Origin of the sequence: Streptosporangium lutulentum (genome assembly GCF_030811455.1) — a bacterium.
Taxonomy (GTDB): Bacteria; Actinomycetota; Actinomycetes; order Streptosporangiales; family Streptosporangiaceae; genus Streptosporangium; species Streptosporangium lutulentum.
The window spans coordinates 2,042,783-2,067,927 of record NZ_JAUSQU010000001.1 but is presented as its reverse complement, the minus strand read 5'-3'; the positions used below and the strand labels follow the sequence as shown (position 1 = coordinate 2,067,927).

Sequence of the window (25,145 nt, the reverse complement as noted above, 5' to 3'; positions counted from 1 at the left end):
TCTGTAGCAAATGATTACGGATCGTAATGTAGATTTATCGGCATGATCGTATCGATGCGGCGGTTGGCACAGCGCGGAGGCGTTCTCTCCGCCGCCTGCCTGTCCGTGCTCGGCATCATCGTGTTACTCCATCTCGGGCTGTGCGTCATCACGTCCGCCCATCCGGCCCCTCGTCATGAGCTCGGGGCGAAACCGCCGGCGGCCGGCCACGGCACGAACGCCGGGCTCCACGCCGTGATCTCCACCCTGGCGTTCGAGGGCGGCACACCGTGCCCCCAGCTTCCCGCCGGGGACGATCACGACCTGTGCGGCGCGGCGGCCGGGTCGTCGATCGCCGGCGTGCGCGCACCGCTGCCGAGCGGGCACGCCATCGGTGATCCGATCACCGTCGAGACGACCGCGACGGCATCACCGGCGCCGGCACGGCGCTTCTCGCAACCGGCCTGCCTGCCTCCCGGGGCAGATCTGCTGTTGCTCAAATCCGTTTCCCGTATATAGCCGCCCCGCGGGCAGGCTCGCGAACGACTCGACGCCCGGCACCATCGGCACGAGCCGTCGCTTCCGCATGCCCAAAAGCGAGTCGACCACATCGCAACCATGGGAAACGGATCATGACACACACCCTTAAATCACTACAGATCGACACCCTTCCACTCAGTCAGATGATCACCGGGAACACGTGCCACACCCCTGAGCACGTGGTCGGCAACACCCCCGTCCTCTGGGTCCCGGAGCTCGCCTCGGGGCAGGGACGCGGCTTCTGGGCGAAGCTCGAAGGCGGCAATCCCGGAGGGATCAAGGATCGTTCCGCGCTCTACATCGTGGACCGAGCGCGTGAGCGCGGCGAGCTGAGGCCGGGCGTGCCCATCGTGGAGTCCACCAGCGGGACCTTCGGCCTGGGCCTGGCGCTGGCCGGTATCGTGCACGGCCACCCGGTGACGCTGGTGACCGACCCCGGGATGGAGCCGCTGATGCGCCGTCTGCTGTCGGCCTACGGAGCCCGTGTCGTGGTCGTCGCCGAGCCGCACCCGGTGGGCGGCTGGCAGCAGGCGCGCAGGGAGCGGGTGCGCGAACTGCTGGGCGAGCATCCGGACGCCTACTGCCCGGACCAGTACAACAACCCCGACAACGTCACGGCCTACGCGGGGCTGGCGACGGAGCTAGCCGGCCAGCTCGGGCGGATCGACGTCCTGGTGTGCAGCGTGGGCACCGGCGGCCACAGCGCCGGGGTCTTCCGCGCGCTGCGGCGTTTCCATCCCGACCTGCGGCTCGTCGGCGTCGACGCGATCGGTTCGACCATCTTCGGGCAGCCCGCGCGCTCGCGGCTCATGCGCGGCCTGGGCAGCAGCGTCTATCCGCGCAACGTGGCGTACGAGCTGTTCAGCGAGGTCCACTGGGTCGCACCGCCGGAAGCGGTCTGGGCCTGCCGGCGCCTGGCCGCGCTGCGGTACGCCACCGGAGGCTGGAGCGTCGGAGCGGTGGCCCTGGTGTCGTCCTGGCTGGCTCGCACGCTGCCCGGCCACACGCGGATAGCGGCGATCTTCCCCGACGGCCCCCACCGCTACTTCGACACGGTGTTCAACGACGACTACTGCGCCGCGCACCACCTCCTCGGCTCACCTCCTCCGGCGGCCCCGGAGGAGATCGACCACCCGGCACAGCGCGAGCCGACCGGCTGGACGCGATGCACGACCGTGATCGACCCGGTCGCCGGCCTGCGCCCTCCCCTCATCTCCGGGGAGACACCGCGGTGAGGAACACCCTGTCCCTGGCGCGGTCCTTCGACCGGCCGGTGAAACTGCTGCTGGTCAACCAGCTCACCATCAACATCGGCTTCTACATGCTGATGCCCTACCTGGCGGGTCACCTGTCCGGCACGCTGGCACTGCCCGCGGCACTGGTCGGCCTCATCCTCGGCATCCGCAATCTCAGCCAGCAGGGGATGTTCCTGGTCGGAGGGACCCTCGCCGACCGGCTCGGCCACAAACCCATGATCGTCGCGGGGTGCGGGCTGCGCACCGTCGCGTTCCTGCTTCTCGCCGTGGCCGACTCCGTCCCCGCGCTGGTGGTCGCCTCGGCGTTGACCGGACTCGCCGGGGCGCTGTTCAACCCCGCCGTGCGGGCCTACCTCGCCCAGGAGGCGGGGACCCGCCAGGTCGAGGCCTTCGCGGCGTTCAACGTCTTCGCCCAGCTCGGCATCCTGACCGGGCCCCTCATCGGCCTGGTGCTCAACGGCATGGCGTTCAAACTCCTCTGCCTCACCGCGGGGCTGCTGTTCGCCGGTCTGACGATCGCCCAGATGCGTGCCCTGCCGTCGCGGGAGACCCCCGGGGCGCGGCAGAGACGCGGCGTGCTGCTCGACTGGCGCGAGGTGATCGCCAACCGCCCCTTCCTGCTGTTCTCCCTGGCCATGATCGGCTCGTACGTGCTGAGCTTCCAGGTCTATCTCGGCCTGCCGCTGGAGATCCGCCGGGTGACGGGCAGCGAGCTCGGGGTCACCCTCGTCTTCGTGGTCTCCGGGCTCATGACCATCTCCTGGCAGGCCCGGGTGACCGCGTGGGCGGCCGGGCGGTGGCGCCCGCCCGAGGCGATCAGCCGGGGGCTGGTCCTGATGGGGCTGGCCTTCGTCCCCCTCGCGCTGGCCGCGCCTCTGGCGGACGAGGCCGCCGCCCCGGCCGGCGGCCTCACCCACGCGCTCCTGCTGCTGCCCGTTCTGGGGACGGCGACGCTGCTCAGCCTGGCCACGATGATCATCTATCCGTTCGAGATGGCGACCATCGTCACCTTCGGCGGCCGGCACCTGGTGGCCACCTACTACGGGCTCTACAGCACCCTGGCCGGGATCGGCATAGCAGCGGGCAACCTGCTGTCGGGCTGGACCCTGGACCTCGGCGAGGCGGTGGGCCTGCCGAGCCTGCCCTGGCTGGCCCTGGCGCTGATCGGCGCCGGATGCGCGGCGGCCGTACGCGCCCTGGATCGATCGGGACGCCTGGCGGACCCACCCGAGGTGGCGGTGGCGGCATAACCCTCGCGCGGGTTCCCGGCCGGTGCGACGGCCGGCCGGGAACCCGCGCGCGTCGAACGCCTCACCCGGGGTTCCGGGCCGCGCATCCGCGCGGCGGGACCACACCGTCGAGCCCGGTCTCTCAATCGGGATCCTTCATCCGCGTGTGCGCGAGGCGAGAGGCCACCGGCCGCGGTGACCGTCGCCGGCTTGCCCTTCAGCCGCGCGTGCGCGAGGCGAGACCACGCAACGCCGTGGCGAGCAGGTCGACCTCGTCCCGGGAGGTGAACAACGCCGGCGTCACCCGGACGCAGTCGCCCCTGGCCGGTCCGTTGCGGGCGACCGTGAAGATCCGGTGGCGGTCGAACAGCTCCTCGGCGATCGCGACGTTGTCGGCTTCGGAGGTGCGCCCGGTGATCCGGAACGCGGTGATCGCCCCGTACATGGCGGGCTCCTCGGGGGTGAGGATCTCCACGTTGGGGAGGTCGATCACCTGGTGCACCCAGCGGTCGCGCAGGAAGCGCAGCCGTGCCTGCCTGAACGCGCTGCCCAGCGCGTCGTGGAAGTCCAGGGCGGTGCCCACGGTGAGGATCGGGGCGACGTCCACGGTGCCGGAGTGGACCCGCGAGCGGATGTCGCCGTCCGGGTAGGTCTCGTCGGCGTAGGCGGGGTCGATGTCGGCCAGGCGGCCGGCGCGTATGTAGAGGAACCCGGACCCCAGCGGCGCCCCCATCCACTTGTGCAGGGAGAACACGGCGAAATCCGCCTTCAGGTCATCGACGGTGAAGTCGAGCTGCCCCCAGGAGTGGGCGGCGTCGACGATCACGTCGACGCCTTTCTCACGGGCCATCGTGGCGATCTCCCCGACCGGCAGGACGAGCCCGGTGCGGTTGTTCATGTGGCTGAGCAGCAACAGCTTGACCCGCGGGTGGTCGCGCAGCGCCCGGGCGTAGGCGTCCAGCGCGGCCTGGCGGGTCGCCGGCTCGGGGACGACCATCCGCTCGACGCTCACACCGCGCCGGTCGCGCAACCAGTTCATGGCGTACCGCGCGCTGTGGTAGTCGAGGTCGGAGTACATCACCGCGTCGCCCCGCCGCAGCCTGTTGTACCCGGCGATGAGGTTCTGAAGGGCTTCGGTGCCACCGCGGGTCAGGGCGATCTCCTCCGTGGACACGCCGAGAAGAGTGGCGATGCGCTGCCTGACCGCGTCGGCCTGCGCTTTGTAGGTGGTGCGCAACAGATGAGAGTTCAGCTCGTTCAGGTGGTCCACATTGCGGTGGTAGGCCAGGCGCACCGGCTCGGGCATGATCCCGTAGTAGCCGTTCTCCAGGTTGACGAAGTCCGGACTGACCCGGTACTTCCGGGTGACGGTGCCCCAGAAGCTCTCGTCCCGCGCGAGCTGGTCGGGTGCGCGTCCGGCGGGAACGGCCGGCGGCTCCGGAGTCACCGATCGCGGGGCCGGTGGCCGTGAGGCGAGGGGGGCGAGGGGGGCGGCCAACGCTCCGAGCCCGGCAACCATCGCACGCCTGGACAGGGTCATCGAACCTCTCCCATGGATCAGCGAGAGCCCGCGGCACAGAGCGGAACCCCGACCTGTTTACAGTGATTGACCTCCAGTGTGGGCGGGCCGGCCTCATGGAGTGCGCATTCGTGCCGCTCGGGCGTGGCGCGGCGACGATTCCCCTTCCCTTTGCATTCGTTCATCGCGAACGGCGGAAACAAGGGCCTGACGCGGGCCATCGGAAAGAGCGTCGACGATTCCCCAGGTAAGTCCTTTAGGCAGAATTAGAAGGTATTTCGATCGAAATTTCTTGCTATTACTGGCCCTCTCCCATTCGCCAGGAGGGGTCGCCGCCGATCGGATCGCCGGAGGAAAGACCCGCGACCGGGCGACGGTGATCCTGAGTGATTCCGCGGAGCGCCCCGCCGAAAGAGGATCAGGTGGCTCGGCCGCGTGGGGGCAGGTAGTGGGGTCCGTGGGGATCGGCGCAGTGGCCGGTGTCGACGCACTCGTTCTCGCCGACCTCACCGTCCGGCGCGGGATCGACCTGCAGGGTGGTGTGTGTGATCCCGTAGGAGTGGGCGAGCAGGCTCTGAAGGCGACGCCGTACGGCGTTGCGGTCACCTCCGGGGCGGACGAACACGTGTGCCGACAGCGAGGAGTAGCCGGAGGTGAGTTCCCAGACGTGCAGATCGTGGACCTCGGCGACATCGGGCTGGCTCGCGAGCCGTGCCCCGATCTCTGCCGGGACCAGCCCGGACGGCGCGGCCTGAAGGAAGATACGCCCGGTCTCGCGGATGAGGCCGTACCCCGCCCTGAGCATGAGCGCCGCCACGACGAGGGTCGCGATGGCGTCCGCCCGGGCGAAGCCCGTCAGCAGAACCACCAGCCCGGACACGGCGGTGGCGATGAACGCGTAGAGGTCGTTGACGACGTGCTGGAAGGCGCCTTCGACATTGAGGCGTGACCTGTCGGCCCTGCTGAGCAGCCAGGTCGCCGCGAGGTTGACGACGATGCCGATCAGCGCGGTGACCAGCACCAGGCCGCCCTCGACCTCAGGCGGCGCGATGAGGCGCCGGATCGCCTCGTAGAGGAAGAACCCGGCCAGCAGCAGGAGCGTGACGCCGTTGAGCTGTGCCGACAGGATCTCGGCACGCTTGAGTCCGTAGGTGAAGCCGCCGTGCGGCGGACGGGTCGCCAGACGCATCGCCACCAGGGCGAACATGATCGAAGCGGAGTCGGTGAGCATGTGCCCGGCGTCCGAGATCAGCGCCAGGGACCGCGCCACGAGCCCGGCGACGACCTCGCCTGCCATGAAGACGACCAGCAGGGCGAGAGCGGCGGTCAGATACCGGCGATCCGCGTCGGCCGAGACGGCGTGCCCGTGTTCCCGTCTGTGCCCGTACCGTGACGCGGGCCCGTGGTGCCGCGTCTTCCCGGAAACGGGCCCGCGCTCGTGGCCATCGTGCTCGTGGTCGTCGTGGTCGTCGTGGTCGTCGTGGTCGTCGTGGTCGTCGTGGTCGTCGTGGTCGTCGTGGTCGTCGTCGTGATCATGCCGGTCGCCTTCGTGATGCGGCAAGACCATGGAACCTCCTCCGATGGCCGGCACTAATGGATCTCGTCAGCGGAGTCAGCGGGGTCGGTGGAGTCAGCGGCGGGGACGTGGTGGACGTGGGACAAGCCGAGGTCCAGCAGCATCCGGATGTGGGAGTCGTCCAGCCGGTGGTAGGCCATGCGCCCGGATCTGCGCACTCGCACGACGTGGTGGGCGCGGAGCAGGCGCAACGTGTGCGAGACCGCCGACTCGCTGTGCCCGCATGCCGCGGCGATGTCGCACACGCACATCTCGCCGCCCTCCAGCAACGCGATGATCACACGAAGGCGCCCCGGATCGGACAGCAGACCGAAGACCCGGGCCAGTTCTTCGATCGCCACCGTCTTCGGCATGGCTCCGGCCACCGCGACGACCCGGTCCGGATCCACCATGCGCACCACACAGGACTCGGAATCGGAGTCGGCGACGACATATGAAGCTCTGCTCATATGACGAAGCGTAGATAACGCATTTACTTATTGCCAGATCCCATACAAGTAAAATCCTCGACGACGCGCATTCGGTCAATCACCAAGGCGGGAATTTGCGCCGTTTTCCATGGATTGTCACCCAAGCGATCTCGACCGACACCTTGACTGGCCGACTCCGCCAACCCTGCGACAGCGGCGGCGCGGCAGAGATTTGCACGGAACTTAATGTTCAGCTCTCAAGCTCACTCTTATGGAGCGATGCATACATCGTTCACCTTTATCCACCATGGGTGACATATCCACAATTCGGACTTTCCAGATATTTGATTCAAAAATATAGGGATGAGAAAAAAGGCCACTATGCGGAACCAGGGCCCATATCCTACGGAGTCCACCAAATCCACGATTTCAGCCCAGGGATAATTCCAAATCAATCACCATCTTTCCCCGCCCCCATTCGACAGCCCCCGGACATGCATCCGAACCTTCCATTGGTAAAAGATACTTGAGCGAGTGTTCAGGTGTTTATACGACAAGTAATCGGAGATCTACTTTGCGTAAGCATCACAGGTCAAGCGCCGAGACTTGACCGTCCGGGAGCTTCACCAAGCGGACGTGATGCGAATCGAAGGGAGTCATCGTGCTCGAAAAACAAATCCCGACCACATTGACCTTATTTGTCATCACAGCCTGGTTCGTGTCCTTCGGCACGCCGGCCAAAGCCGCCCCCCAGCCCCTGCCCTCCGGCACTGAGAGCCGTCCCGCGCTCACCTGTTCCTACCGGGTCGCGCACGTGCGGGCGAACAGCTTCCTCAACGTCCGCTCGTCCGCCGCCCTGCGCTCTCACCGCGTCGGCAAGCTCAAGGTGTCCGACGGACGCTTCGCCGGCGCGTGCCGGCCCACCAACGGCTGGGTGGCGGTCAACTCCTCCCGAGGCAAACCCGGCTGGGCCTCCGGCGAATACCTACGGAAAACGAAGGACGCTCCCTCCTCCGGCACGGAGAGCCGCCCTGCCCTCTCGTGTACCTACCGGGTCGCGCACATGCGGGCGAACGGCTTCCTCAACGTCCGCTCGTCCGCCGCACGTCACTCCTCCCTTGTCGGCAAGCTCAAGGTGTCCGACGGACGCTTCGCCGGCGCGTGCCAACCCACCAACGGCTGGGTGGCGGTCAACTCCTCCCAAGGCAAACCCGGCTGGGCCTCCGCCAAATACCTACGGAAAGTGACCGGGAAGTAGTCGTGGGGTGGCCCGCTCCCGGCCCTCGGCGAACTCCACCGGCCGGGGGCGGGAAATCTCAGACATGCGACGCACGGAGGCGGGGCATCGACCGTCGTCATCGAATTCCGAAGGCCGGACCGGCATCGACCCTCACCCCGTGGGTGCGAAGGACCGCGAAGATCTCGTTGCTGTCGGTCCTGGCGGTGGGCGGAACGGGGGAAGCCCACGGTGTCGCCCTGCCGGATCCGTCCCGTTGTTCGACGCCCGGCATCGTGTCCCACCGGGGCTATTGGGTCAAAGGAGTGGAGAACACCGTCAAGGCGCTCGATCAGGCGCTCGACGCGGGCTCCGAGCAGGTCGAGTTCGACGTACATTTCACCAGGGACCACCATCCGGTGCTGATGCACGACGCCCTGGTCGACAGGACCACGACGGGCACGGGCCGGATCTCCGGCATGACACTGGCGCAGTTTCGCAGACTCCGCACCACGGACGGTCAACGCCCGCCGACCCTGTCCGAAGCCTTCACGCTCGCCAGGGGCAGAGCCGAGGAGGTTCTGGTCGAGCTCAAGGCGGTACCCGACGCTCAGGACCTGCGTTCCCTGAAAAGGGACTATCACCGGTTCGACGCCTACAGGTGGGCGAGCCTGATGTCGTTCTCCCTGCCGGCCCTGAAAGCCGTCACATCCGTCCCCGCCCGTAAAGGCCTGCTGACGACGACCGCACCGCCGCTCACACTCGCCAGGAAGTTCTCCTTCGCGGGGGTCAGGTACGACAGGCTGACCAGGGAACTGACCCGCGAATACCTCGACCACGGCGTGGCCGTCTACGCGTGGACACCCGACGACCCGAGCACGTGGGAACGGCTGGCGAGTTACGGAGTCGACCGCGTCATCACCAACGAGACGTCCGCCTATCTGGCCTGGTCCCGGGAAGCATGCGAACCGTAGAGGCGCGAAGCACCCGGCGTCGCCTGTGGGCCGCTCCGCACACGGCGCCGTGAAGCTCCACCGCACCGCTCCGCGAACATCCGCACCTGGCCGCCTCGGCGCCGGTGCGGGTGTTTTTCGCGGGGTTGCTCCTATCTGAGTGCCTGCTACCCTTGCACCTCCATATGTGAATGGGTGTTCGAGTGTCGTAGCCCGGTGATGTCCGATGCGCGCTCGGCGCCGGCCGCGGGTTCCGAGTGGACGAAACCGGTCCGAACGCGACACCCCGGCAGGGCACTCGGAAAGGAAGCGCGGCATGAGCGAGGCGACCACGGGAACGCTGCATCATGTCGAGCTCTGGGTGCCCGACCTTCCGCGAGCCATCGCCAGTTGGGGATGGCTGCTGGGCGAGCTGGGCTATGTCCTCTTCCAGAACTGGAGCGACGGGCGTAGCTGGCGGCTCGGCTCCACCTATCTGGTCTTCGAGCAGTCGCCCGACCTCAGCGCCGGCGAACACGAGCGGCGCCGTCCCGGGCTGAACCACCTCGCCTTCCATGTCGAGAGCCGGGACATGGTCGACACCCTGGCCGAGCACGCGCCGCGGCACGGCTGGACCCTGCTGTTTCCCGAGCGTCACCCCCACGCCGGCGGCGAGCACCACTACGCCGCCTACCTGGAGGACGTCGACGGATTCGAGGTCGAGCTCATCGCTCCCGCGACACCGGATGGAAGCCGCCGCCCCGAGTGAGAACGGGCAGCGCGACACGCTGCCCGGAAGGAAAAGTCCGGAGCCTCACGGGCGAAGCCCGCGGTTCCGTGCCGCGAAACGAAGCGATCCATTCACCAAGAGTGATCATTGGATTCGGTTGTATACATACACCGGTTTAGGTCTTGACGAATATTCACTTCCTGATCAAGACTGCACCGTCTGCGTGTTTCCTGCCGGAATGCCCCCGCTCCGGCCAAGCACGCCAACTGGAGGAATCTTTTGAGGAGTTCTCACAGTGGCAGGAGAGCCGGCCGTGTCGCGGCCGCACTCGTCCTACCCATTGTCCTCACGTTCAACACGCTCCCCGTGCTCGCCGACCCGGCGCCCTCGTCCAGCGAGGTCGCACCCGACCGGCAGTCCAGCACGACTCAGAACGGTGTCGCCCTGCTGCGCATCGTCGTTCCCGACCAGGCCCGCCTGGACGTTCTCAACTCCATGGGTATCGACCTGGCGGAGTACAAGAAGGACGTCGCCGACGGAATCGAGGTGCACGCCGTACTCAGCCCCCAGGAGGCGCAGGATCTGCGTGACCTGGGATTCGACGTGCGCGGCGCCATCTCCGACCAGACCGATCTCGCCGAGAACAAGGCCGAGCGGCAGGCGGCTCAGTCGCTGGCCGCCGCGGTGGCGGGCGAGGCCGACAAGCTGACCCCGCTGCGCGCCGAGTGGTTCGACAGCACCGACAACCAGCGCTTCCTGTCGGTGGAGGTCAAGTCGAGCGCGACCGACGCGGAGACCGTGCTCACCGCCACCTGGGACAGCGGCCGCAAGACCGCCCCGGACTCCGGTGGCACCGCGACGATGTCGCGGTTCACCGACGCGGGCCAGTACATGTACCACCGGTTCAACTCTCCGGTGACGGTTGCCGGGACCCCCACCACGGTCACGATCACGAGCAACCACGGCACCTCGATCACGGTTCCGGTCACCAAGTGGCTGGGTGACAAGCGCAAGGCTCCGAACAAGCACTACGTCTCGGACTTCGTCGACCACTATATGGACCCGACCGAGCTCACCGGCCGGATCACCTCCCTCGCCAGGCAGTTCCCGCAGATCTCGGAGATCGTCGACCTGCCCAACAAGACGAACGGCTACCGCCGGGCGGCTCAGGCGCAGTTCGGCACCGCCGCGGCGAGCACGTTCTACGTGACCTCCAAGGCGTACGGCTCCGAAGGCGGCAACGACCTCAGCGTGGCGCTGGTGAAGCCGGACGTCGCCTCCAGCCCGCTCTCCGTGAAGGTCACCGGCAAGGACGTCGTGGTCAGCCTGGCCACGAACGAGTCCGCCGCGATCAGCAGCACCTCCCGTCAGGTGGTGGACGCGCTCGGCGCGGACGCCGCGGCGTCGGCGCTGCTGACCGCCTCCACCTACCGCGGCAACGCGGGTGGGGGCGTGGTCGCCGCGGCGACGGCGACGAAGCTGAGCGACAACCTGAAGGCACCGGCGACCGTCTCGCGCGCGCCGTTCCAGCAGAAGGTGCTGCGCATCGGCAAGAAGCGCGACGGCTCCAAGGTCGGTGTGTACCTCTACTGCCAGGAGCACGCCCGCGAGTGGGTCACCCCGCTGGTCTGCACGGAGACCGCCGAGCGGCTTCTGCGCAACTACTCTCGCGACGCGCAGACCCGGAAGCTGGTCGACAACCTCGACATCTTCATCATGCCGGTGGTCAACCCCGACGGCGGGCACTACAGCTTCTACGACTACAACATGCAGCGCAAGAACATGACCAACCACTGCCCCGCCACCTCCGGGGACCCGGGATCGCGTAACTCCTGGGGCGTGGACCTGAACCGCAACTTCACCGTCGGCTCCGCCTTCGACGGATACGACGGCGCCTCGACGACGAGCTGCACCAGCGGCACGTTCGCCGGCCCGGCCGAGCTGTCCGAGCCGGAGGCGAAGAACGAGGTCTGGCTCACCGAGAAGTACCCGAACATCAAGTTCGCGATGAACACGCACTCCTACGGCGGCTACTTCATGTGGCCTCCGGGTGCCTACAAGGCCGCCGGGCGCGAGCTGCTGCCGCGGGTCGACTACGGCACGGAGAACTTCTTCTGGGACGCCTCCAGCCACATCCTCTCCGCGGTGCAGTCCTACCGCGGTACGGCGATCTGGCCCGGGCGCACCGGTCCGGTCCCGGACGTTCTGTACTCGGCGGCCGGTAACAGCGCCGACGAGCACTGGTTCAACCGCGGCATCATGGGCTGGGACTTCGAGGTCGGCGCCGACCTCTACAACCCGGAGACCAAGCAGTTCCAGGCCGTCGGCTTCCAGCCGGACTTCGCCGAGGGTCACGAGGAGGCGATGGAGTTCGCCTCCGGCCAGATCGGCATCCTCGAGACCGCCCTGGCCTTCTCCGCCGACGACAAGGCTCCCAAGTCGAAGCTGGAGGTGACCGGCCGGACCGACACCTCGGCCACGTTCACCTTCTCGGTCAACGAGCCGGCGAACATCTACTACACGCTGGACGGCAGCCGGCCGACGCTGAGCTCCCCCAAGCTCGTCTCCTCGGGGATGCGTGAGGGATCGCAGCAGCTCACGGTCAACAAGAGCACCCAGGTTCGCTGGTTCTCGATCGACATCGCCAGCAACGTGGAGAACAACTACAAGCCGAACGGCAACAGCAACAACTACAAGCAGGAAAAGGTCGAGGTTCGCAAGGTGCGGTAGTTCGCACTGAGAACGAACAGGCGGCCGCCGGTCTTCGGACCGGCGGCCGCCGCGTCTTCTCATCGCCCTTTTTCGGGTTTTGACCCGGATGATCCTGCGCGCGTTCCGCTTACCCGTCCCTGCGGCAGATGACGAAGTCGGGGAAGACGTGCCGGCCGGGCCGGTCTCCGACCTCGTCGATCGCCTTGCGAACGTCCAGCAACTGGCCCACCGTCATCTGCAGAGGCGGCTCGTCGGGCTGGTAGGTGGTGAAGACGGGGTAGTCCTCCCCCGGCCGGCCGGTCATCTCGATATGGCAGCCGAGGACGTGGGTGACCGGCCGGGTACCGGCGAACTCGATCAGGCGATCGACGGTGCGGCCGAAGGCGGCCCAGTCCTGGACGTACAGCCGGCCCGGATAGACCGTGTCCCCGGTGAGCAGGAATCCGGTGTGGGGGTCGTAGAACGTGACGGCCGCCTCATGGTGCCCGGGGCCGGCGAAGCACTCCAGCACCCGGCCGCCGAGGTCGACCCGGGCCACCCGGCCGGGATCGTCGCCGAACCCGAAATACGCCCAGGCGCTCTCCAGCTTCGCGTCCACGACGACGGTGCCGGGGCGGCCGGCGAACTGACCGTCGCCCGCGACGTGGTCGCCGTGGGGATGCGTGTGGAGGACGAGCAGTTCGTAGCCGTCCCGGGGATGGTCGCCGAGCCGGCGCTCGACCAGTTCGTCGACGACCCGGCGCAGGGGGAAGAACTCGGCGGACTCGGTGGCACCGGTGTCGATGAGTACGGCCCGGGCGTCGCCGAACAGCAGGAACATGAACGGCGCCTCGTAGTTGACCGCCATGTTCTGCCGCAGGATGAATGTGCGGGAGTCGTAGGCGTGCACCTGGATGTCGGGGTCGGTGTTGTGCTTCGCCGACTCCGAGCCGTGGATCCACCTGACGTCCAGCGCGCGGGGCCGGGGACCCTCGGAGGTGAAGCCGGTCAACGATGCGCTCGAATCCATGAGGCCTCCTGGTGCGTCGTCCTGGCAGGCCGGGTACGGCGCACGTCTCGTCCGGAAAGGCACGGGTGAGCCTTCGAGCGCAAAATACCATCAGGAGGAATCGACCGGCTCCGACGGATCAGGGGCTCACGACCGCCACGTGGCGTCCGCGGGAGATCAGCCGTTTCCCACGAGCTCGGTGCAGATCCCGGCGGGGAGGCCGCTCACGCTGACCGCGCCGTCCCGGTCGACCGCGACGTCCACCTCTTTCGCCGCCACCCGCAGTCCCCGCACGGACACCTCGCCGAGCGGCGCTCCGGCGAGAGGCCGCAGCAGCACGCGACCGGCGGGCACGTCGGGGTAGAGACCCACGGCGGCGTGCATGATCGTGATCGCGGCGGCGGCGGACCACGCCTGCGGACGGCAGGCGGCCGGGTACGGCATGGGCCGGCCGACCGACCCCCGGGCGTCGCCGGCGAACAGTTCCGGCAACCGGTAGTCGAACGTCTCCCCCGCCGCGAGCAGCCCCTCGGCGAGGGTTCCCGCCTGGGCGCCGAACCCGGCGCGCGCCAGGCCCGCGATCACGATCGCCGTGTCGTGCGCCCAGATGGAGCCGCAGTGGTAGGACATCGGGTTGAACCCGCCCTCCCGCGACGACATCGTACGAAGCCCGAAGCCGTCGGCCATCTCGGGCGAGACCAGCAGCTCGGCGACCGCGGCCGACTCCTCGTCCGAGAGCAGGCCGGTGCCCAGCAGGTGGCCGATGTTGCTGGTCAGGGCGTCCACGGGGCGACCGTTCCCGTCGAGGGCGAGCGCCGGGAACCTCCCGTGCGGGCCGTCCACCCAGAAGCGGGCGCGGAACCGCTCGGCCAGGGTGTCCGCGCGGTCGCGCCAGCGCGCCGCGCCGGGGCGCCCGAACGCCTCCAGCAGCGCCGCCCCGTGCCGGGCCGCCTGGTAGGCGTAGCCCTGCACCTCGACCAGGGCGATGGGAGGCTCGGCCTGGTGCCCGTCGCGGAACCGCACGGCGTCTCCCGAGTCCTTCCACCCCTGGTTGGCCAGTCCGTGGGCGCGGGTGCCGAGATACTTGACGAATCCGCCGCCGCCCGCGTCCGTGTGCTCGCCGAGCCAGCCCAGGGCGGCCTCCAGATACGGCATCAGCGCCGCCACCTGGTGCTCGGGCAGGCCCCAGCGCCACGCGTCGTGGAGCAGGCTGATCCACAGGGGGGTGGCGTCGATGGTGCCGTAGTAGGCGGCCGGCAGGCGCAGGTCGTTGCCGGGCAGGGCGAACTCGTGCCGCCGCAGCTCGTGCATGATCTTGCCGGGCGCCTCGCCCGAGTCGGGGTCGACCCGGGTTCCCTGGCGGCGCGCGAGAACCCGCAGGGTGCCCGCGGCCAGTTCGGTGCCGAGGGGGAGGAGCATGCGGGCGGCCCAGATGCTGTCGCGCCCGAAGAGGGTCAGGAACCAGGGCACGCCCGCGCCGAGGAAGGTGTCGCCGGGGGCGCTCGCCTCGGCGAGCCGCAGAGACCGCAGGTCGTCGAGCGACTGTTCCAGCAACCGCGTCAGACGGTGATCGGCGACGACCTGGGGACGGCTCCACTCGACGGCGCGGGCGGGTGCGACCACGACGGCTTCGGGGTCGTCGATCACGGCATTCCAGCGCAGCACGGTTCGCCCGCCCGGGGGCAGCGTGACCTCCCATCGCAACCACGCCGTCTCCCCCGGTTCGGCCTTCGCGTCCTCACCGGTCACGGTGACCCCGATGCGGCCCGACCGCCAGGACAGCTCGCCGGGCCCGCTGATCACGGCGGGGGCGGGGACGGTGTCGCCACCGGACTTCACCACCTCGATGGGGGCGAAGTCGCAGCTCAGTTTCAGGGTGACGGCGGCGGTCACGGCCACCGAGGCGGTGGAGACGATCTCGACGTGCTCGCTCAGGGCGCCGGGGGTGACCCGACGGGTCCGGTTGATCCGCACCGTGGGGTCGGCGCGGCGGTCGCCCAGCCACCGCGGCAGCGAGACGAATCGGGCACCGCCGGGTCCGTCGGGGGCGTAGCCGACGGCCTCGGGCTCGCGTCCGTCCACTTCCAGCTTGACCTGCGATAATGCTCTTGAGTCGGCGTGGAAGAGACCCTGGACCCCGGCGGGGCGGATCTGCCCGTCGGCGTCGCCCAACGCGGTCGTCGGGGCCAGAACGGTGCTGACGAGGTCATGCAGCAGCGGCTGCGGGCGGTATGCCGTTTCGGGAGCGGTCATCCCGGTGGCAGCCGCGCCTCCCGGCTCGGGAAGGGTTTCGACGAGCACGATGGCTCCCAGGGGTAAGGGGGCCGACGCAGTCTTGACAGAGGAGCGCCGGAGGTGCACATTGCAGAACGCTTCTTTTACTTGAACGATCCAATTATGCCTCATCTGGCTTTGAACGTTCAAATTTCAGAAAGGCGAGGATGGCTCAGAAGGTGACGATCACCGATGTCGCGCGGCACGCCAAGGTGTCCCGCCAGACGGTGTCGAACGTGATCAACGCGCCGGAGCTGGTCCGCGAGGGCACCCGGCGCCGGGTGCTGGAGTCGATCGAGGCACTCGGCTACCGCGCCAGCCAGGCCGCCCGGCAGATGCGCACCGGAAGGTCCCGGCTGATCGCCACGCGCATCGAACCGGCCGAGGACGGCATCAACGGCACGATCCACGACCGGTTCCTGCACGGACTCACCGAGTCGGCCGCCGGGTTCGGCTACCGCGTGCTGCTCTACACCGCCCACGACGACCAGTCCGAGATCGCCGCCGTCGACGACCTGCTCGCGGCGTACGAACCGGACGCCTTCGTGCTCACCGGCACCCACCACGGCGACGTGCGCACCGCGTGGCTGGCCGAACGGCGGTTGCCGTTCGTCACCTTCGGACGCCCCTGGAGCATGCCGGAGGGGCCGAGCCACCCGTGGGTCGACGTGGACGGCGCCGCGGGCACCGCCGCGGCCACCCGTCATCTCCTCGACACGGGCCATCGGCGCATCGGCTTCATCGGCTGGCCGACCGGCTCCGGCGTCGGAGACGACCGCCGGGCCGGCTGGGCGCGGACGCTCGCCGCGGCGGGAGTGGATCCGGCCGGCCTGGACCGCACGACGGACGACGGCGTGGCCACCGGCGAGAAGGCGGCAGGTGACCTGCTCGACGCCGACCGCCCGGCGACCGCGCTGCTATGCGCGAGCGACTCGCTCGCGCTGGGCGCTTCGCACGCGGCCCTCTCCCGCGGCGGCGGATGGCGCGCGGACGGCGGAGGCGGCACGCCGATCGCGGTGATCGGCTTCGACGACACGTCCGTGGCCAGGGCGACGGGGCTCACCAGCGTCAGCCAGCCGCTGTCCGAGGCCGCGGCCTGCTGCGTCGCGCTGCTCGCGCGCATCCTCGACGGCGACGAGGCGAGCGCCGGCGAGGACGGGTCCGCCACCACGCGGGTGCTTCTCCAGCCCTCACTGGTCAGGCGCCAGTCGGCGTGACCTGCGGCAGCCGTACACCACCTACCGGAGGGGAGTTCCGATGAGACGCGGCAAGCTCCGCGACGCCGCTGTCGGCCTGACCGTCTGCGGCGCGTTTCTCTCCTCGGCGGCCTGTGGCGGCTTCGACGACGGGCGGCCGACCCGGCAGAGCAGCGGGCCCGCCGCGCTGCGAATTCTCATCGGCTCCTCCGGCGACACCGAGACCACCGCGGTACGGCGGGCCGCGGACGCCTGGGCCAGGTCCTCGGGCAACACCGCGACGGTCACGCCCGCGCAGGAGATCGCCCAGCAGCTCGGCCAGTCCTTCGCCGGCGACAACCCTCCCGACGTGTTCTACGTCGACGCCTCCCGCTTCGCCGACTACGCGAGCGTCGGCGCGCTGGAACCGTACGGGGACAGGATCTCCGACCCGGCGGACTTCTACGGGAGCCTGCGGAGCGCCTTCACCTACGACGGCGTGTTCTACTGCGCGCCGAAGGACTTCTCCACCCTGGCGCTGGCCGTCAACGAGGACCTGTGGAAGAGGGCCGGGCTGTCCGGCGCCGACGTGCCCGCCACGTGGGAGCAACTCACCTCGGTGAGCGAGAGGATCAAGGCGAAGGGGATCGTCCCGCTGGTGGTCGGGGACACCCGTGACCGGATCGGCGCCTTCATGGTGCAGGCCGGCGGCTGGATCGTCAGCCCGGACGGCAGGCGAGCCGTCGCCGACAGCCCGGAGAACCTTGAGGCTCTGAGCTACGTCCAAGGGCTGCTCAAGGCCGGACTCGCCCGGTACCCGCAAAGTCTCGACGCCGGATGGGGCGGCGAGGCGTTCGGCAGGGGCAAGGCCGCGATGACCGTCGAGGGCAACTGGATCAGGGGCGCGCTGAAGGCCGACTACCCCGGCGTCAGGTATTCGGTGCACGAGCTGCCCGCCGGCCCCGGAGGCAGGGGCACCCTCGCCTTCACCAACTGCTGGGGCATCGCCGCCAAGAGCAGGTACAAGAAGGCGGCGATCGGCTTCGTCGAGGCGATGACCACGGCGAACCAGCAGCTGGCCTTCGCCCGGGCATTCGGCACCATGCCCTCCCGGCAGTCGGCCAGAGACGCCTTCACCAGGGAGTTCCCGCAAGACACCCCGTTCCTGAACGGCGCCCAATACGCCCGGGGCCCGGTCAAGGCCCCGAAGATGGAGAGTGTGCTGGCCGACTTCGACACCGGCCTCCAACAGCTCGCCTCGACGGCGCCCCAGACGATCCTGAAGCGCCTGCAGAAGAACACCCGGGCCGCCCTCGGCGACTGACCCCGGCAGAAAGGACGGCACCCGGCTCCCACGGGCCGGGATCGTTCCAAGCGGAAGGACGTCGACGTGGCCGACACGACGATGCGGGCGTCTCGCCGCCGGTTCACCGCCGCCACCGGGGAGAGCGTCGCGGGCTGGCTCTTCGTGGCGCCGGTCGTGACGATTCTCGGCCTGTTCCTGCTGCTGCCGATCCTGATGGCGCTCTGGGTGAGCCTCACCGACTGGAACGGCCAGGGCAGCCCGTTCCGCGCCGGGGTGCCCTACGTCGGGCTCGGCAACTACACCCGGCTGTTCACCGAGGACAGCCTGGCCCGCCAGGACTTCATGACCAGCATCCGCAACAACTTCTACTACGTGGTGATCGTCGTGCCGGCGCAGACCGTACTGGCGCTCGGCCTCGCCCTGATCGTCAACAACAGGCTGCTCCGGGGCAGGACGTTCTTCCGCACCGCGTTCTTCTTCCCCTCGGTCACCAGCTCGGTGGCGATGAGCGTGGTCTTCCTGTTCATCTTCTCCACCTCCGGCGCGGCCACCCGGCTGCTCCAGCTGTTCGGCGTCGACGGCCCGCAGTGGTTCGCCGACCCCCGAGGCGTGCTGCACCTGCTGCTCGGCCGCGCCGGCCTGGTCGATCCGGAGGCGCCACCCGTCGCGCTGACCGGCGGTGGGTGGCTCGGGCTGTCGTGGTGGGAGTGGCTGTCCGGTCCCAGCGTGGCGATGACCACGATCATCATGCTGGTCATATGGACCACTTCCGGCACGTTCATGCTGATGTTCCTCGCCGCGCTCCAGGACATCCCGGTGGCGCTGGAGGAGGCGAGCATGATCGACGGGGCCGGCTGGTGGCAGCGCCTGCGGCACGTGACCCTGCCGGTGCTCAAGCCGGCGCTCTTCCTGGTGCTGACGCTCGGCCTGATCGCCACCTGGCAGGTCTTCGACCAGGTGTACGTGATGAGCCAGGGCAATCCGGCGAAGACCACGCTGACCCCGGCCTACCTGTCCTACCAGACCGCCTTCCGCGACTTCGAGTACGGCACCGGCACGGCGATCTCGTTCGTGCTCTTCCTGATCATCGTGATCCTGACGCTGGCCCAGCGCCGGGTGATGCGCGAGCGCCGCCCGGCGCGAACGGGGAGAACGTGACATGACCAGGGTCACAAATCCGAACGCGGCCCCTGCGGCCACCGCCCGGCCGCGGAGCCCGGGGCCGGGTGCGAGGTCACTGGCCTCCACCTTCGGCGGCTACGCCGTCCTGGTGTTCTTCGCGCTGGTCTTCCTGTACCCGTTCGTCATCCAGATCGCGAACTCCTTCAAGACCGAGCCCGACGCGACGGCCAACCCGCTCTCGCCGCTGCCCGACCCGATCACGCTCGCCGGCTACGAGCGGGTGTTCCTCGGCACCGGCATGCCGCTCTGGCTCGGCAACTCGCTGGTGGTGACGCTCGTCGTCACCGCCGGCCGGATCTTTCTGGACTCGATGGCCGGCTACGCGCTCGCCCGGCTCCGCTTCCGCGGGCGGCGGGCGCTGTTCTCGGCCGTCATCGCGGTGATGGCCGTACCGGGCGTGGTTTTGTTCATCCCGAAGTTCCTCGTGCTCAACCAACTCGGGCTGTACGACAGCTACACCGCGCTGATCCTGCCGGTGCTCGTGGACGCGGCGGGTGTCTTCATCATGAAGCAGTTCTTCGAGTCCATCCCGGTCAGCGTGGAGGAGGCCGCGCGCATCGACGGCGCCGGGGTGTTCCGCACCTTCTGGTCGGTCGTGCTGCCCATGGCGCGCCCGGCTCTGATCACGCTGACCATCATCTCCTTCCAGGGCACGTGGAACGAGTTTCCGCACACCCTGGTGGCGGTGCAGAGCCCCGACCTGTTCACCCTGCCGCGCGGGCTCGCCGACCTGGTCTCCGGATCTCTCGGCGAGGGCACCCGGTATCCACTCAAACTGGGCGCCGCGGTACTCGCCACGATTCCGGTCGCGATCATCTTCGTGATCTTCCAGCGCTACTTCGTCCGCGGCGCCAACGAAGGCGCCGAGAAGGGCTGAGCCGCCTGTTGAGGCACCCCCGGTGAGTTGCGGCGGCACCCCGACCGGCAGGTGATCGGCGCCTTCGGCCAGGGGGCCCGGAACCAGGCAGAAAGTGAGGACGGCGGCTACCGCCGCGACCGCGCAGGCCACGTTGAGGGCGATGGGCAGGCTGAACGCGCTCAGGGCGGGGCCGGCCAACGCGCCGACCGTCGACGCGGCGGCCTCGGCGGTGATGAACACCGCGCCGACACGGCCAAGGAGCGCCACCGGGGTGGACCGCTGCAGCCAGGTCTGCAGGGCGACGATCACCGTGACCGCGGGAATCCCGAGGAGGACCGCCGCGAGCAGCGCCACGGGCAAGGACCGGGCGTTGAACATCAGAAAGAACGCGCCGGCGACGAGAATCTGGCCGGCGGCGACCGTCGTCCGGACGGGCAGGCGCTCGACGATCCTTCCGCTGATCGGGGCGCCGATCAGGAAACCGGCGCTCAGCGCCGACAGCAGCCAGCCGACCTGCGTGCTGCCCCCGAGGGAGGAGACCCCGAACGGCACCAGCAGTGCCGTGAGCGCCGCGTTCGCCAGAAGGTAGACGCCGTTGGCGACCAGCAGGGCCCGGGTGGCGGCGGCCCGCCCGACGTGGCGCAGCCCGTCCCTCAACTCGGCGAGCACGCGCTGGGAGAGCTCCCGGCGATGAGGATGTGGCCGGGTGAACCCGATCGCCACGGCGGATATCAGGTAGCCGACGAGGGCGACGGTGATGGCCGCGTCGATGCCGAAGACAGCGAACAGCAGGCCACCGAGCGGGGCCGCGCCCAGCCCGATGACACCGGAGGTGAAGGAGTTCAGGGCGTTAGCACTGGTCAGCAAGGGGCCTGTGCCCACGACGGCAGGTGTGTACGCTTGGGCCGCCGGACGGAATAGCACCCCCACGATGCCCTCGCCGAACACCGCCAGATAGACGATCCAGACCGTGTCGGGGGTGCGGGTGAGGAACAACAGGGAGATGACCGCCACGTGAGCGACGCCGGTGAGAAACATCAGGCGCCGGCGATCCCAACGATCGGCCAGCACCCCGGCGAACGGCCCCAGCAGCAGAACCGGAAGATACTCGGCGGCCAGGGTGAGCCCGGTCGCGAATATCGATCCGGTCACCGCGTAAACATGGGCGGGGACCGCGACCACCAGAAGGTTGGCACTGAAGACGGCAGCCGCCCGCGCTACCCAGAGCAGTCGAAAGTCCCGCACTCGTAAGGCCCGCAGCACAGCTTCCCCCCTTCAGGACTATCCTGTGAAGAGAGAAACAGGATCAAACTATTCTGTCAAGATAGGATCATGGATCACGCCGAACTGGGCCAGCGCCTGCGCTCCCGCCGTGCCGCGCTCGGCCGGACCGTCGCCTCCGTCGCCGCCGAGGCCGCACTGTCGGTGCCGTACGTGGCCAATCTGGAGAACGGCCGGGGCAACCCCACCGTCTCCGCCCTCGACCGGCTCGCCGAAGCGCTCGGCACCCGCCTGACCGTCACCCTCGCCGACCCCGACAGCGGTTCCGGGGAACCGCCTCCACCACCCGCGCTCCTCGGCTTCACCCGGACCCGCTATTTCCGCCGGGAGGCCGGCAGGCTGGCCACGTCACTCGGGGAGGAGCCGCATCATGTCCGGAGCCGTCTAATCGACGCACTGGCCGCCGTCGCCCGCGGCCTGGGACGCGACGACCTGTCCGAACGCGACTGGCAGCGTCTCCTCGACACCATGATCCTCATCATCGCCCACCCCACCGAACCCTCTCCGATGACGTGAGCCTCAAAGGTGCCGGGTCCAGAATGTGGTCTTCGACCGTTCTTACCGGCGCATTCCCCCTCTACCGGTAAGAACGGTGCGCCGGAAGCCCGGGCACCGCTCATCCGGGCGGGCGAGGCGCCGATCCCAGCAGGAGCTCCGCCAGGGCCCGGGTGACGCCCGACTCCCCCGTTCTTCGTTCGACGGCGGCGAACATGGGTGAGGGGTTGCACTCCAGCAGCGCGAAGGTGCCGTCGTCCCGGCGGCGGATGTCGATGCCGGTGAACACCATCTCGCACGCCTCGGTCGCCCGGAGGCACGCGTCTCGCTCCTCCTCACTGGGCGGGGCCGGAAACACCGCGGTCTCCGCGCCCCGGTAGTCGAGCTCGTCGGAGACGATCTCGTACGAGGCGACCACCTTGCCCGCGACGACGTACACCCGCAGGTTGCGCCCGGAAACCTCCTCCTGGAACAGCACGGGGGCGCCGGCGAGCAGGCCGAGCCGCTCCGGAAGCAGGTCACCCTCCGTCACGCGGCGGCACAGGGCTCCTCCCGCGACGGGTTTGTAGACGATCGGCCCGCCGATGCTCCGGGCGAAGTCGGCGACGGCCACGGGATCGTTGGTGGCGAGCGTCCGCGGAACCGGAACGGCGGCGTCCCGCAGTCGCTGGAGTTGGTCGAGTTTCAGGAAGTGCTGTCCGAACGTCGACGGAGGGTTGACGAGGAGCGCACCGGCGCGTTCGAGGGCCGAGACGAAGCTGAACACGAACGAGCGGAGCTCGCGGCCGTTCGCGTAGGCCGAACGCCACCCGCTCTCCCGCTCCTCCGCCGTCGCGGTGCCCTCCACTCCGTGACGGGGAAGGAAGGGCAGAGGCAACGGCAACGAGCGGACGTACCAGGGCCCTTCCGGGCCGGATCCGAGCCCCGGAGCCATGGGCAGGCCGTCCAACAGCGAGAACGTCGTCTCGGCCGGAAACCTCGAAAGATCGAGGATGACCGGCTCCGCCCGGCGCTCTCGCAGGCAACTCGCCACCCTGGCCACCTGCTCGTCGCCCGGCGGGCCGATGATCCCCCAGCGCGTCATGCCTCGAAGCGCCTGTTCTTCGTCGTCACCGTCTCCGCCCTCGCCCTACCAGCCGCCTTCCTCTCCGATCGCGTACGTGGTGTAGTCTCCGCCTTCTTCTCCGGTCATGTAGGTGGTGTACTCCCCACCTTCCTCACCGGTCATATACGTGGTCGGGCCGTCATCAAGCTTCGGCGTCATGCCGAATCCTCCCGCCTGGCGGGCGCCACCCGCCAAACTGTCAGGAAGATCCACGATGAAGTGCGTCGGGTCTGCCACGGCTTTGGCCTCCGGTTGGTCAACCAACTTGTAATGACATCGAGTCACTGTAGTGACACACAAAGTCATTTTCCATAGCGCCGGCTGGACGTGACTCCAAAGAAACAGCCCGTCGGCGCTTTGCCTACCGGCCCGGACGGTTGCCGCGGCCGGCCGGCCGGCCGCGCCTTCGGCGTGTCCTCACCCCAGGCCGATCGGGCCTGGGGGACCATCGGGCCGGATCGGACTAGGAGGAGTAGACCTCGAACGAGGAGAGCTGCCCGGCGGGCCAGCCGGTGTTACCGGTGATGTTCAGCCGCAGGTATCTCTGGGTCGTCGACGGCACGGCGATGGTGACGGTGTTGCCGGTGCCCGGGTCGAAGACGTAGCCCTTCGACGCGACCAGGGTGCCGAAATCGATGCCGTTGACGGAGCCCAGCACCGACAGGGTCTGGGTGCGCGTGTTCCAGCTTGAGATCGGCGGCAGCTTCAGCACCACCCGCTTGACCCCGGCCTGCGCGCAGAGGTCGACCGTGATCGACTGGGGGAAGGCGTGGTTGGCGCTCTCCCAGTAGGTCGACGCGTTCCCGTCGACGGCGTTGGCCGGGACGTAGTTCTGCGTGGCGCCACTGGCCGTGATCGACTTGCCTCGGGCCAGGTCGCCGGTTCCCGGCGAGCACCCGGTGGGGGTCTTGGTCACCGCGGTCACCGTGGCGGAGGGCGGCGAGGTGTTCTGCGCGGCGTCCCTGGCCACCACGTAGAACCGGTAGGACGTCGACGGGCTGAGACCCGTGACGGTGAACGACGTCCCGGACGCGCTGCCCACCTTGACGCCGGTGGCGCCCGCCTCGCGGTAGACGTCGTAGCCGCTCACGCCGACGTTGTCGGTGGAGGCGTTCCAGGCCAGCGCGACGCTGGTCTCGGTGGTCGCGGTGGAGCGCGCGTTACCCGGCGCCGACGGCGGCTGGGTGTCCTGCTGGCCCCCGGTGCCCCTGCGGGTCTCGAACTCCGTCGCCCAGTACTTCGTCCGGTCCAGGTAGGCGGTCTCCGCGGCGGCCCCGGTCTTGCCGTACGCGCCTTCGAACGTCTGGTATCCGAATCCGGCGGGCGGGTTGGCGTGGGCGGGCTCGATCGAGCTGCCCTCGTGCCACTCGTTGAACGAGGTGATCGAGACCCACGACGGCAGGCCGCCCTTGGCGGGGTCGAGGGCGTTGGCCCACTCCAGGTCGTAGGTGGCGCCGTTCGCGCGGCCGAGCGTCGGCGAGGTGTTGCCGGGGACGGCGCGGTCGTCGATGTAGCCGGGCGCGACCGAGGGCGCCCAGATCAGGCCGTTCTGCTTGGCGTAGGCACCCGCGTTCGCCCAGCCGGGCGCGGTGGCACCGGCGATCCCGTCGTAGGTGTACAGACCGGAGAAGTGGGCGATCTTCGAGGTGTCGGTGGTCTGGGCGAGCACGATGTTGTTCTGGGTCACCTGGTCGAGCGCGGCCCAGTCGGTGATCTTCAGGCTCTCGAACACGTAGAAGGCCGCGCGGTTGCCGTGCTCGGCGTCGCGGTAGAAGGCCGGGCTGCCGCCGTAACGGTTGTTGATGTACCGGATGTCGTCGACGACCGAGGCCGCCGAGCGTCCGCCGTACGGCTCGATGTGCCAGGCCACCTTGATGCCGTGCTGCGCGGCGATGTTCATCACGCCCGCGGCCAGGTTGTCCTCGTAGCTTCCCTGACCCCACCAGCTGTAGACCAGGACGCCGACTCCGGCCTGCTTGATCCACTGCATGTGCTTGGTGACGGCGCCCGCGTGGTCGCCGGAGTCATAGGGGCCGAGGCTGGGATACAGATCCGCGCCGATGTCGTTCGGCGGGGTGCGACCGCCCTGCTGCCAGTGCCGCCATTCACCGCCGACCTGGGGATTGCCGTACCAGGGGTAGTAGAACAGATGGACGTTGGTGGACAGCTCGGGAACCGCCGCCCCGCGCGCCGTCGGCGCCGCCTGCACTCCCGTCCAGCACAGCACGAGGAGGAGGACCATGAGGATGACGGGTTTGCGGCGTCTGGCGGATGGCAGAAGACCGACTGATTGATCGGATGTCTTCATCGGCTGACCCTTCGTCACGCAGGGCCGGATCACCGCGGTCGTCGGGGCTTACGGTCACCGCGATCCGGCAGGG

At 68.9% G+C, this 25,145-nt stretch carries 20 protein-coding genes, 1 pseudogene and 1 riboswitch; of the genes and pseudogenes, 12 read left to right on the top strand and 9 right to left on the bottom strand.

Annotated elements, in window-relative coordinates; genetic code table 11:
* Positions 1-42: 42 nt before the first annotated feature.
* From J2853_RS08690 to J2853_RS08680, 3 genes are all read left to right on the top strand, one after another.
* On the top strand, positions 43-498 hold the full coding sequence (locus J2853_RS08690; RefSeq protein WP_307556462.1) for a hypothetical protein: 456 nt from the start codon (positions 43-45) through the stop codon (positions 496-498).
* A gap of 164 nt (positions 499-662) precedes the next feature.
* Entirely contained in the window at positions 663-1,754 is a 1,092-nt protein-coding gene (locus tag J2853_RS08685; RefSeq protein ID WP_307556461.1) for a PLP-dependent cysteine synthase family protein, read from the top strand.
* On the top strand, positions 1,751-3,025 hold the full coding sequence (locus J2853_RS08680; protein WP_307556460.1) for an MFS transporter: 1,275 nt from the start codon (positions 1,751-1,753) through the stop codon (positions 3,023-3,025). The genes J2853_RS08685 and J2853_RS08680 overlap by 4 nt, the downstream gene beginning before the upstream one ends.
* 196 nt (positions 3,026-3,221) lie before the next feature.
* Here the strand turns inward: J2853_RS08680 and J2853_RS08675 are convergent, their stop codons facing one another.
* The 3 genes from J2853_RS08675 to J2853_RS08665 form a co-directional block, all read right to left on the bottom strand.
* The gene (locus tag J2853_RS08675) at positions 3,222-4,544 is read right to left on the bottom strand and encodes an aminotransferase class V-fold PLP-dependent enzyme (protein WP_307556459.1); all 1,323 of its coding nucleotides are present in this window, start codon (positions 4,542-4,544) and stop codon (positions 3,222-3,224) included.
* 397 nt (positions 4,545-4,941) lie between these two features.
* Entirely contained in the window at positions 4,942-6,090 is a 1,149-nt protein-coding gene (locus J2853_RS08670; RefSeq protein ID WP_307556458.1) for a cation diffusion facilitator family transporter, read from the bottom strand.
* A 23-nt stretch (positions 6,091-6,113) separates the two neighbouring features.
* Complete coding sequence (locus J2853_RS08665; protein ID WP_307556457.1) at positions 6,114-6,548, bottom strand: ArsR/SmtB family transcription factor; 435 nt, start codon at positions 6,546-6,548, stop codon at positions 6,114-6,116.
* A gap of 679 nt (positions 6,549-7,227) precedes the next feature.
* Between J2853_RS08665 and J2853_RS08660 the strand changes: the two genes are divergently transcribed.
* The 4 genes from J2853_RS08660 (at position 7,228) to J2853_RS08645 (ending at position 12,117) form a co-directional block, all read left to right on the top strand.
* The gene (locus J2853_RS08660) at positions 7,228-7,767 is read left to right on the top strand and encodes an SH3 domain-containing protein (RefSeq protein WP_307556456.1); all 540 of its coding nucleotides are present in this window, start codon (positions 7,228-7,230) and stop codon (positions 7,765-7,767) included.
* Between the two features lie 143 nt (positions 7,768-7,910).
* The gene (locus tag J2853_RS08655) at positions 7,911-8,699 is read left to right on the top strand and encodes a glycerophosphodiester phosphodiesterase (protein WP_307556455.1); all 789 of its coding nucleotides are present in this window, start codon (positions 7,911-7,913) and stop codon (positions 8,697-8,699) included.
* 295 nt (positions 8,700-8,994) lie between these two features.
* Positions 8,995-9,426: a VOC family protein gene (locus J2853_RS08650; protein WP_307556454.1), complete on the top strand. Its 432-nt coding sequence runs from the start codon at positions 8,995-8,997 to the stop codon at positions 9,424-9,426.
* 327 nt (positions 9,427-9,753) lie between these two features.
* Positions 9,754-12,117 (top strand): M14 family zinc carboxypeptidase, encoded by a 2,364-nt coding sequence (locus J2853_RS08645; RefSeq protein WP_307556453.1) that lies wholly within the window; start codon positions 9,754-9,756, stop codon positions 12,115-12,117.
* Positions 12,118-12,226: 109 nt separating this feature from the next.
* Here the strand turns inward: J2853_RS08645 and J2853_RS08640 are convergent, their stop codons facing one another.
* Both J2853_RS08640 and J2853_RS08635 read right to left on the bottom strand, forming a co-directional pair.
* Entirely contained in the window at positions 12,227-13,108 is an 882-nt protein-coding gene (locus tag J2853_RS08640) for an MBL fold metallo-hydrolase (protein WP_307556452.1), read from the bottom strand.
* A 10-nt stretch (positions 13,109-13,118) separates the two neighbouring features.
* A riboswitch (guanidine-III (ykkC-III) riboswitch) is annotated at positions 13,119-13,185 on the bottom strand.
* A 79-nt stretch (positions 13,186-13,264) separates the two neighbouring features.
* Complete coding sequence (locus J2853_RS08635) at positions 13,265-15,388, bottom strand: amylo-alpha-1,6-glucosidase (protein ID WP_307556451.1); 2,124 nt, start codon at positions 15,386-15,388, stop codon at positions 13,265-13,267.
* 152 nt (positions 15,389-15,540) lie between these two features.
* Between J2853_RS08635 and J2853_RS08630 the strand changes: the two genes are divergently transcribed.
* The 4 genes from J2853_RS08630 to J2853_RS08615 all read left to right on the top strand — a co-directional run bounded on the left by J2853_RS08630 (position 15,541) and on the right by J2853_RS08615 (position 19,901).
* A complete protein-coding gene (locus J2853_RS08630) occupies positions 15,541-16,578 on the top strand; it encodes a LacI family DNA-binding transcriptional regulator (protein WP_307556450.1) in 1,038 nt (345 codons plus the stop codon).
* 40 nt (positions 16,579-16,618) lie between these two features.
* Positions 16,619-17,860, top strand: a complete 1,242-nt coding sequence (locus J2853_RS08625; protein WP_307556449.1) for a sugar ABC transporter substrate-binding protein — start codon at positions 16,619-16,621, stop codon at positions 17,858-17,860.
* Between the two features lie 66 nt (positions 17,861-17,926).
* Entirely contained in the window at positions 17,927-19,000 is a 1,074-nt protein-coding gene (locus J2853_RS08620; RefSeq protein WP_307556448.1) for a carbohydrate ABC transporter permease, read from the top strand.
* A 1-nt stretch (position 19,001) separates the two neighbouring features.
* Positions 19,002-19,901: a carbohydrate ABC transporter permease gene (locus tag J2853_RS08615; protein ID WP_307556447.1), complete on the top strand. Its 900-nt coding sequence runs from the start codon at positions 19,002-19,004 to the stop codon at positions 19,899-19,901.
* A 120-nt stretch (positions 19,902-20,021) separates the two neighbouring features.
* Here the strand turns inward: J2853_RS08615 and J2853_RS47780 are convergent.
* A pseudogene (locus J2853_RS47780) lies at positions 20,022-21,128 on the bottom strand (MFS transporter); the annotation flags it as partial.
* 87 nt (positions 21,129-21,215) lie between these two features.
* On the opposite strand from J2853_RS47780, the gene J2853_RS08605 reads away from it, so the two are divergent.
* Positions 21,216-21,680 carry a helix-turn-helix domain-containing protein gene (locus J2853_RS08605; protein WP_307556445.1) on the top strand — a complete coding sequence of 155 codons (465 nt, stop codon included), beginning with the start codon at positions 21,216-21,218 and terminating at the stop codon, positions 21,678-21,680.
* A gap of 100 nt (positions 21,681-21,780) precedes the next feature.
* Here the strand turns inward: J2853_RS08605 and J2853_RS08600 are convergent, their stop codons facing one another.
* The 3 genes from J2853_RS08600 to J2853_RS08590 form a co-directional block, all read right to left on the bottom strand.
* Positions 21,781-22,743: an ATP-grasp domain-containing protein gene (locus J2853_RS08600; protein ID WP_307556444.1), complete on the bottom strand. Its 963-nt coding sequence runs from the start codon at positions 22,741-22,743 to the stop codon at positions 21,781-21,783.
* A 45-nt stretch (positions 22,744-22,788) separates the two neighbouring features.
* Complete coding sequence (locus tag J2853_RS08595) at positions 22,789-23,028, bottom strand: hypothetical protein (RefSeq protein WP_307556443.1); 240 nt, start codon at positions 23,026-23,028, stop codon at positions 22,789-22,791.
* A 199-nt stretch (positions 23,029-23,227) separates the two neighbouring features.
* Positions 23,228-25,006 carry a discoidin domain-containing protein gene (locus J2853_RS08590; RefSeq protein WP_307556442.1) on the bottom strand — a complete coding sequence of 593 codons (1,779 nt, stop codon included), beginning with the start codon at positions 25,004-25,006 and terminating at the stop codon, positions 23,228-23,230.
* Between the last annotated feature and the right edge of the window lie 139 nt (positions 25,007-25,145).

What these genes read in the sequence shown, in the direction of transcription:
- J2853_RS08650 (WP_307556454.1), top strand. Translation starts at nt 8,995, where the DNA reads ATGAGCGAGGCGACCACGGGAACGCTGCATCATGTCGAGCTCTGGGTG.
- J2853_RS08640 (WP_307556452.1), bottom strand. Translation starts at nt 13,108, where the DNA reads ATGGATTCGAGCGCATCGTTGACCGGCTTCACCTCCGAGGGTCCCCGG.
- J2853_RS08590 (WP_307556442.1), bottom strand. Translation starts at nt 25,006, where the DNA reads ATGGTCCTCCTCCTCGTGCTGTGCTGGACGGGAGTGCAGGCGGCGCCG.
- J2853_RS08675 (WP_307556459.1), bottom strand. Translation starts at nt 4,544, where the DNA reads ATGACCCTGTCCAGGCGTGCGATGGTTGCCGGGCTCGGAGCGTTGGCC.
- J2853_RS08600 (WP_307556444.1), bottom strand. Translation starts at nt 22,743, where the DNA reads ATGACGCGCTGGGGGATCATCGGCCCGCCGGGCGACGAGCAGGTGGCC.
- J2853_RS08665 (WP_307556457.1), bottom strand. Translation starts at nt 6,548, where the DNA reads ATGAGCAGAGCTTCATATGTCGTCGCCGACTCCGATTCCGAGTCCTGT.
- J2853_RS08605 (WP_307556445.1), top strand. Translation starts at nt 21,216, where the DNA reads ATGGATCACGCCGAACTGGGCCAGCGCCTGCGCTCCCGCCGTGCCGCG.
- J2853_RS08615 (WP_307556447.1), top strand. Translation starts at nt 19,002, where the DNA reads ATGACCAGGGTCACAAATCCGAACGCGGCCCCTGCGGCCACCGCCCGG.
- J2853_RS08685 (WP_307556461.1), top strand. Translation starts at nt 663, where the DNA reads ATGATCACCGGGAACACGTGCCACACCCCTGAGCACGTGGTCGGCAAC.
- J2853_RS08670 (WP_307556458.1), bottom strand. Translation starts at nt 6,090, where the DNA reads ATGGTCTTGCCGCATCACGAAGGCGACCGGCATGATCACGACGACGAC.
- J2853_RS08625 (WP_307556449.1), top strand. Translation starts at nt 16,619, where the DNA reads ATGAGACGCGGCAAGCTCCGCGACGCCGCTGTCGGCCTGACCGTCTGC.
- J2853_RS08690 (WP_307556462.1), top strand. Translation starts at nt 43, where the DNA reads ATGATCGTATCGATGCGGCGGTTGGCACAGCGCGGAGGCGTTCTCTCC.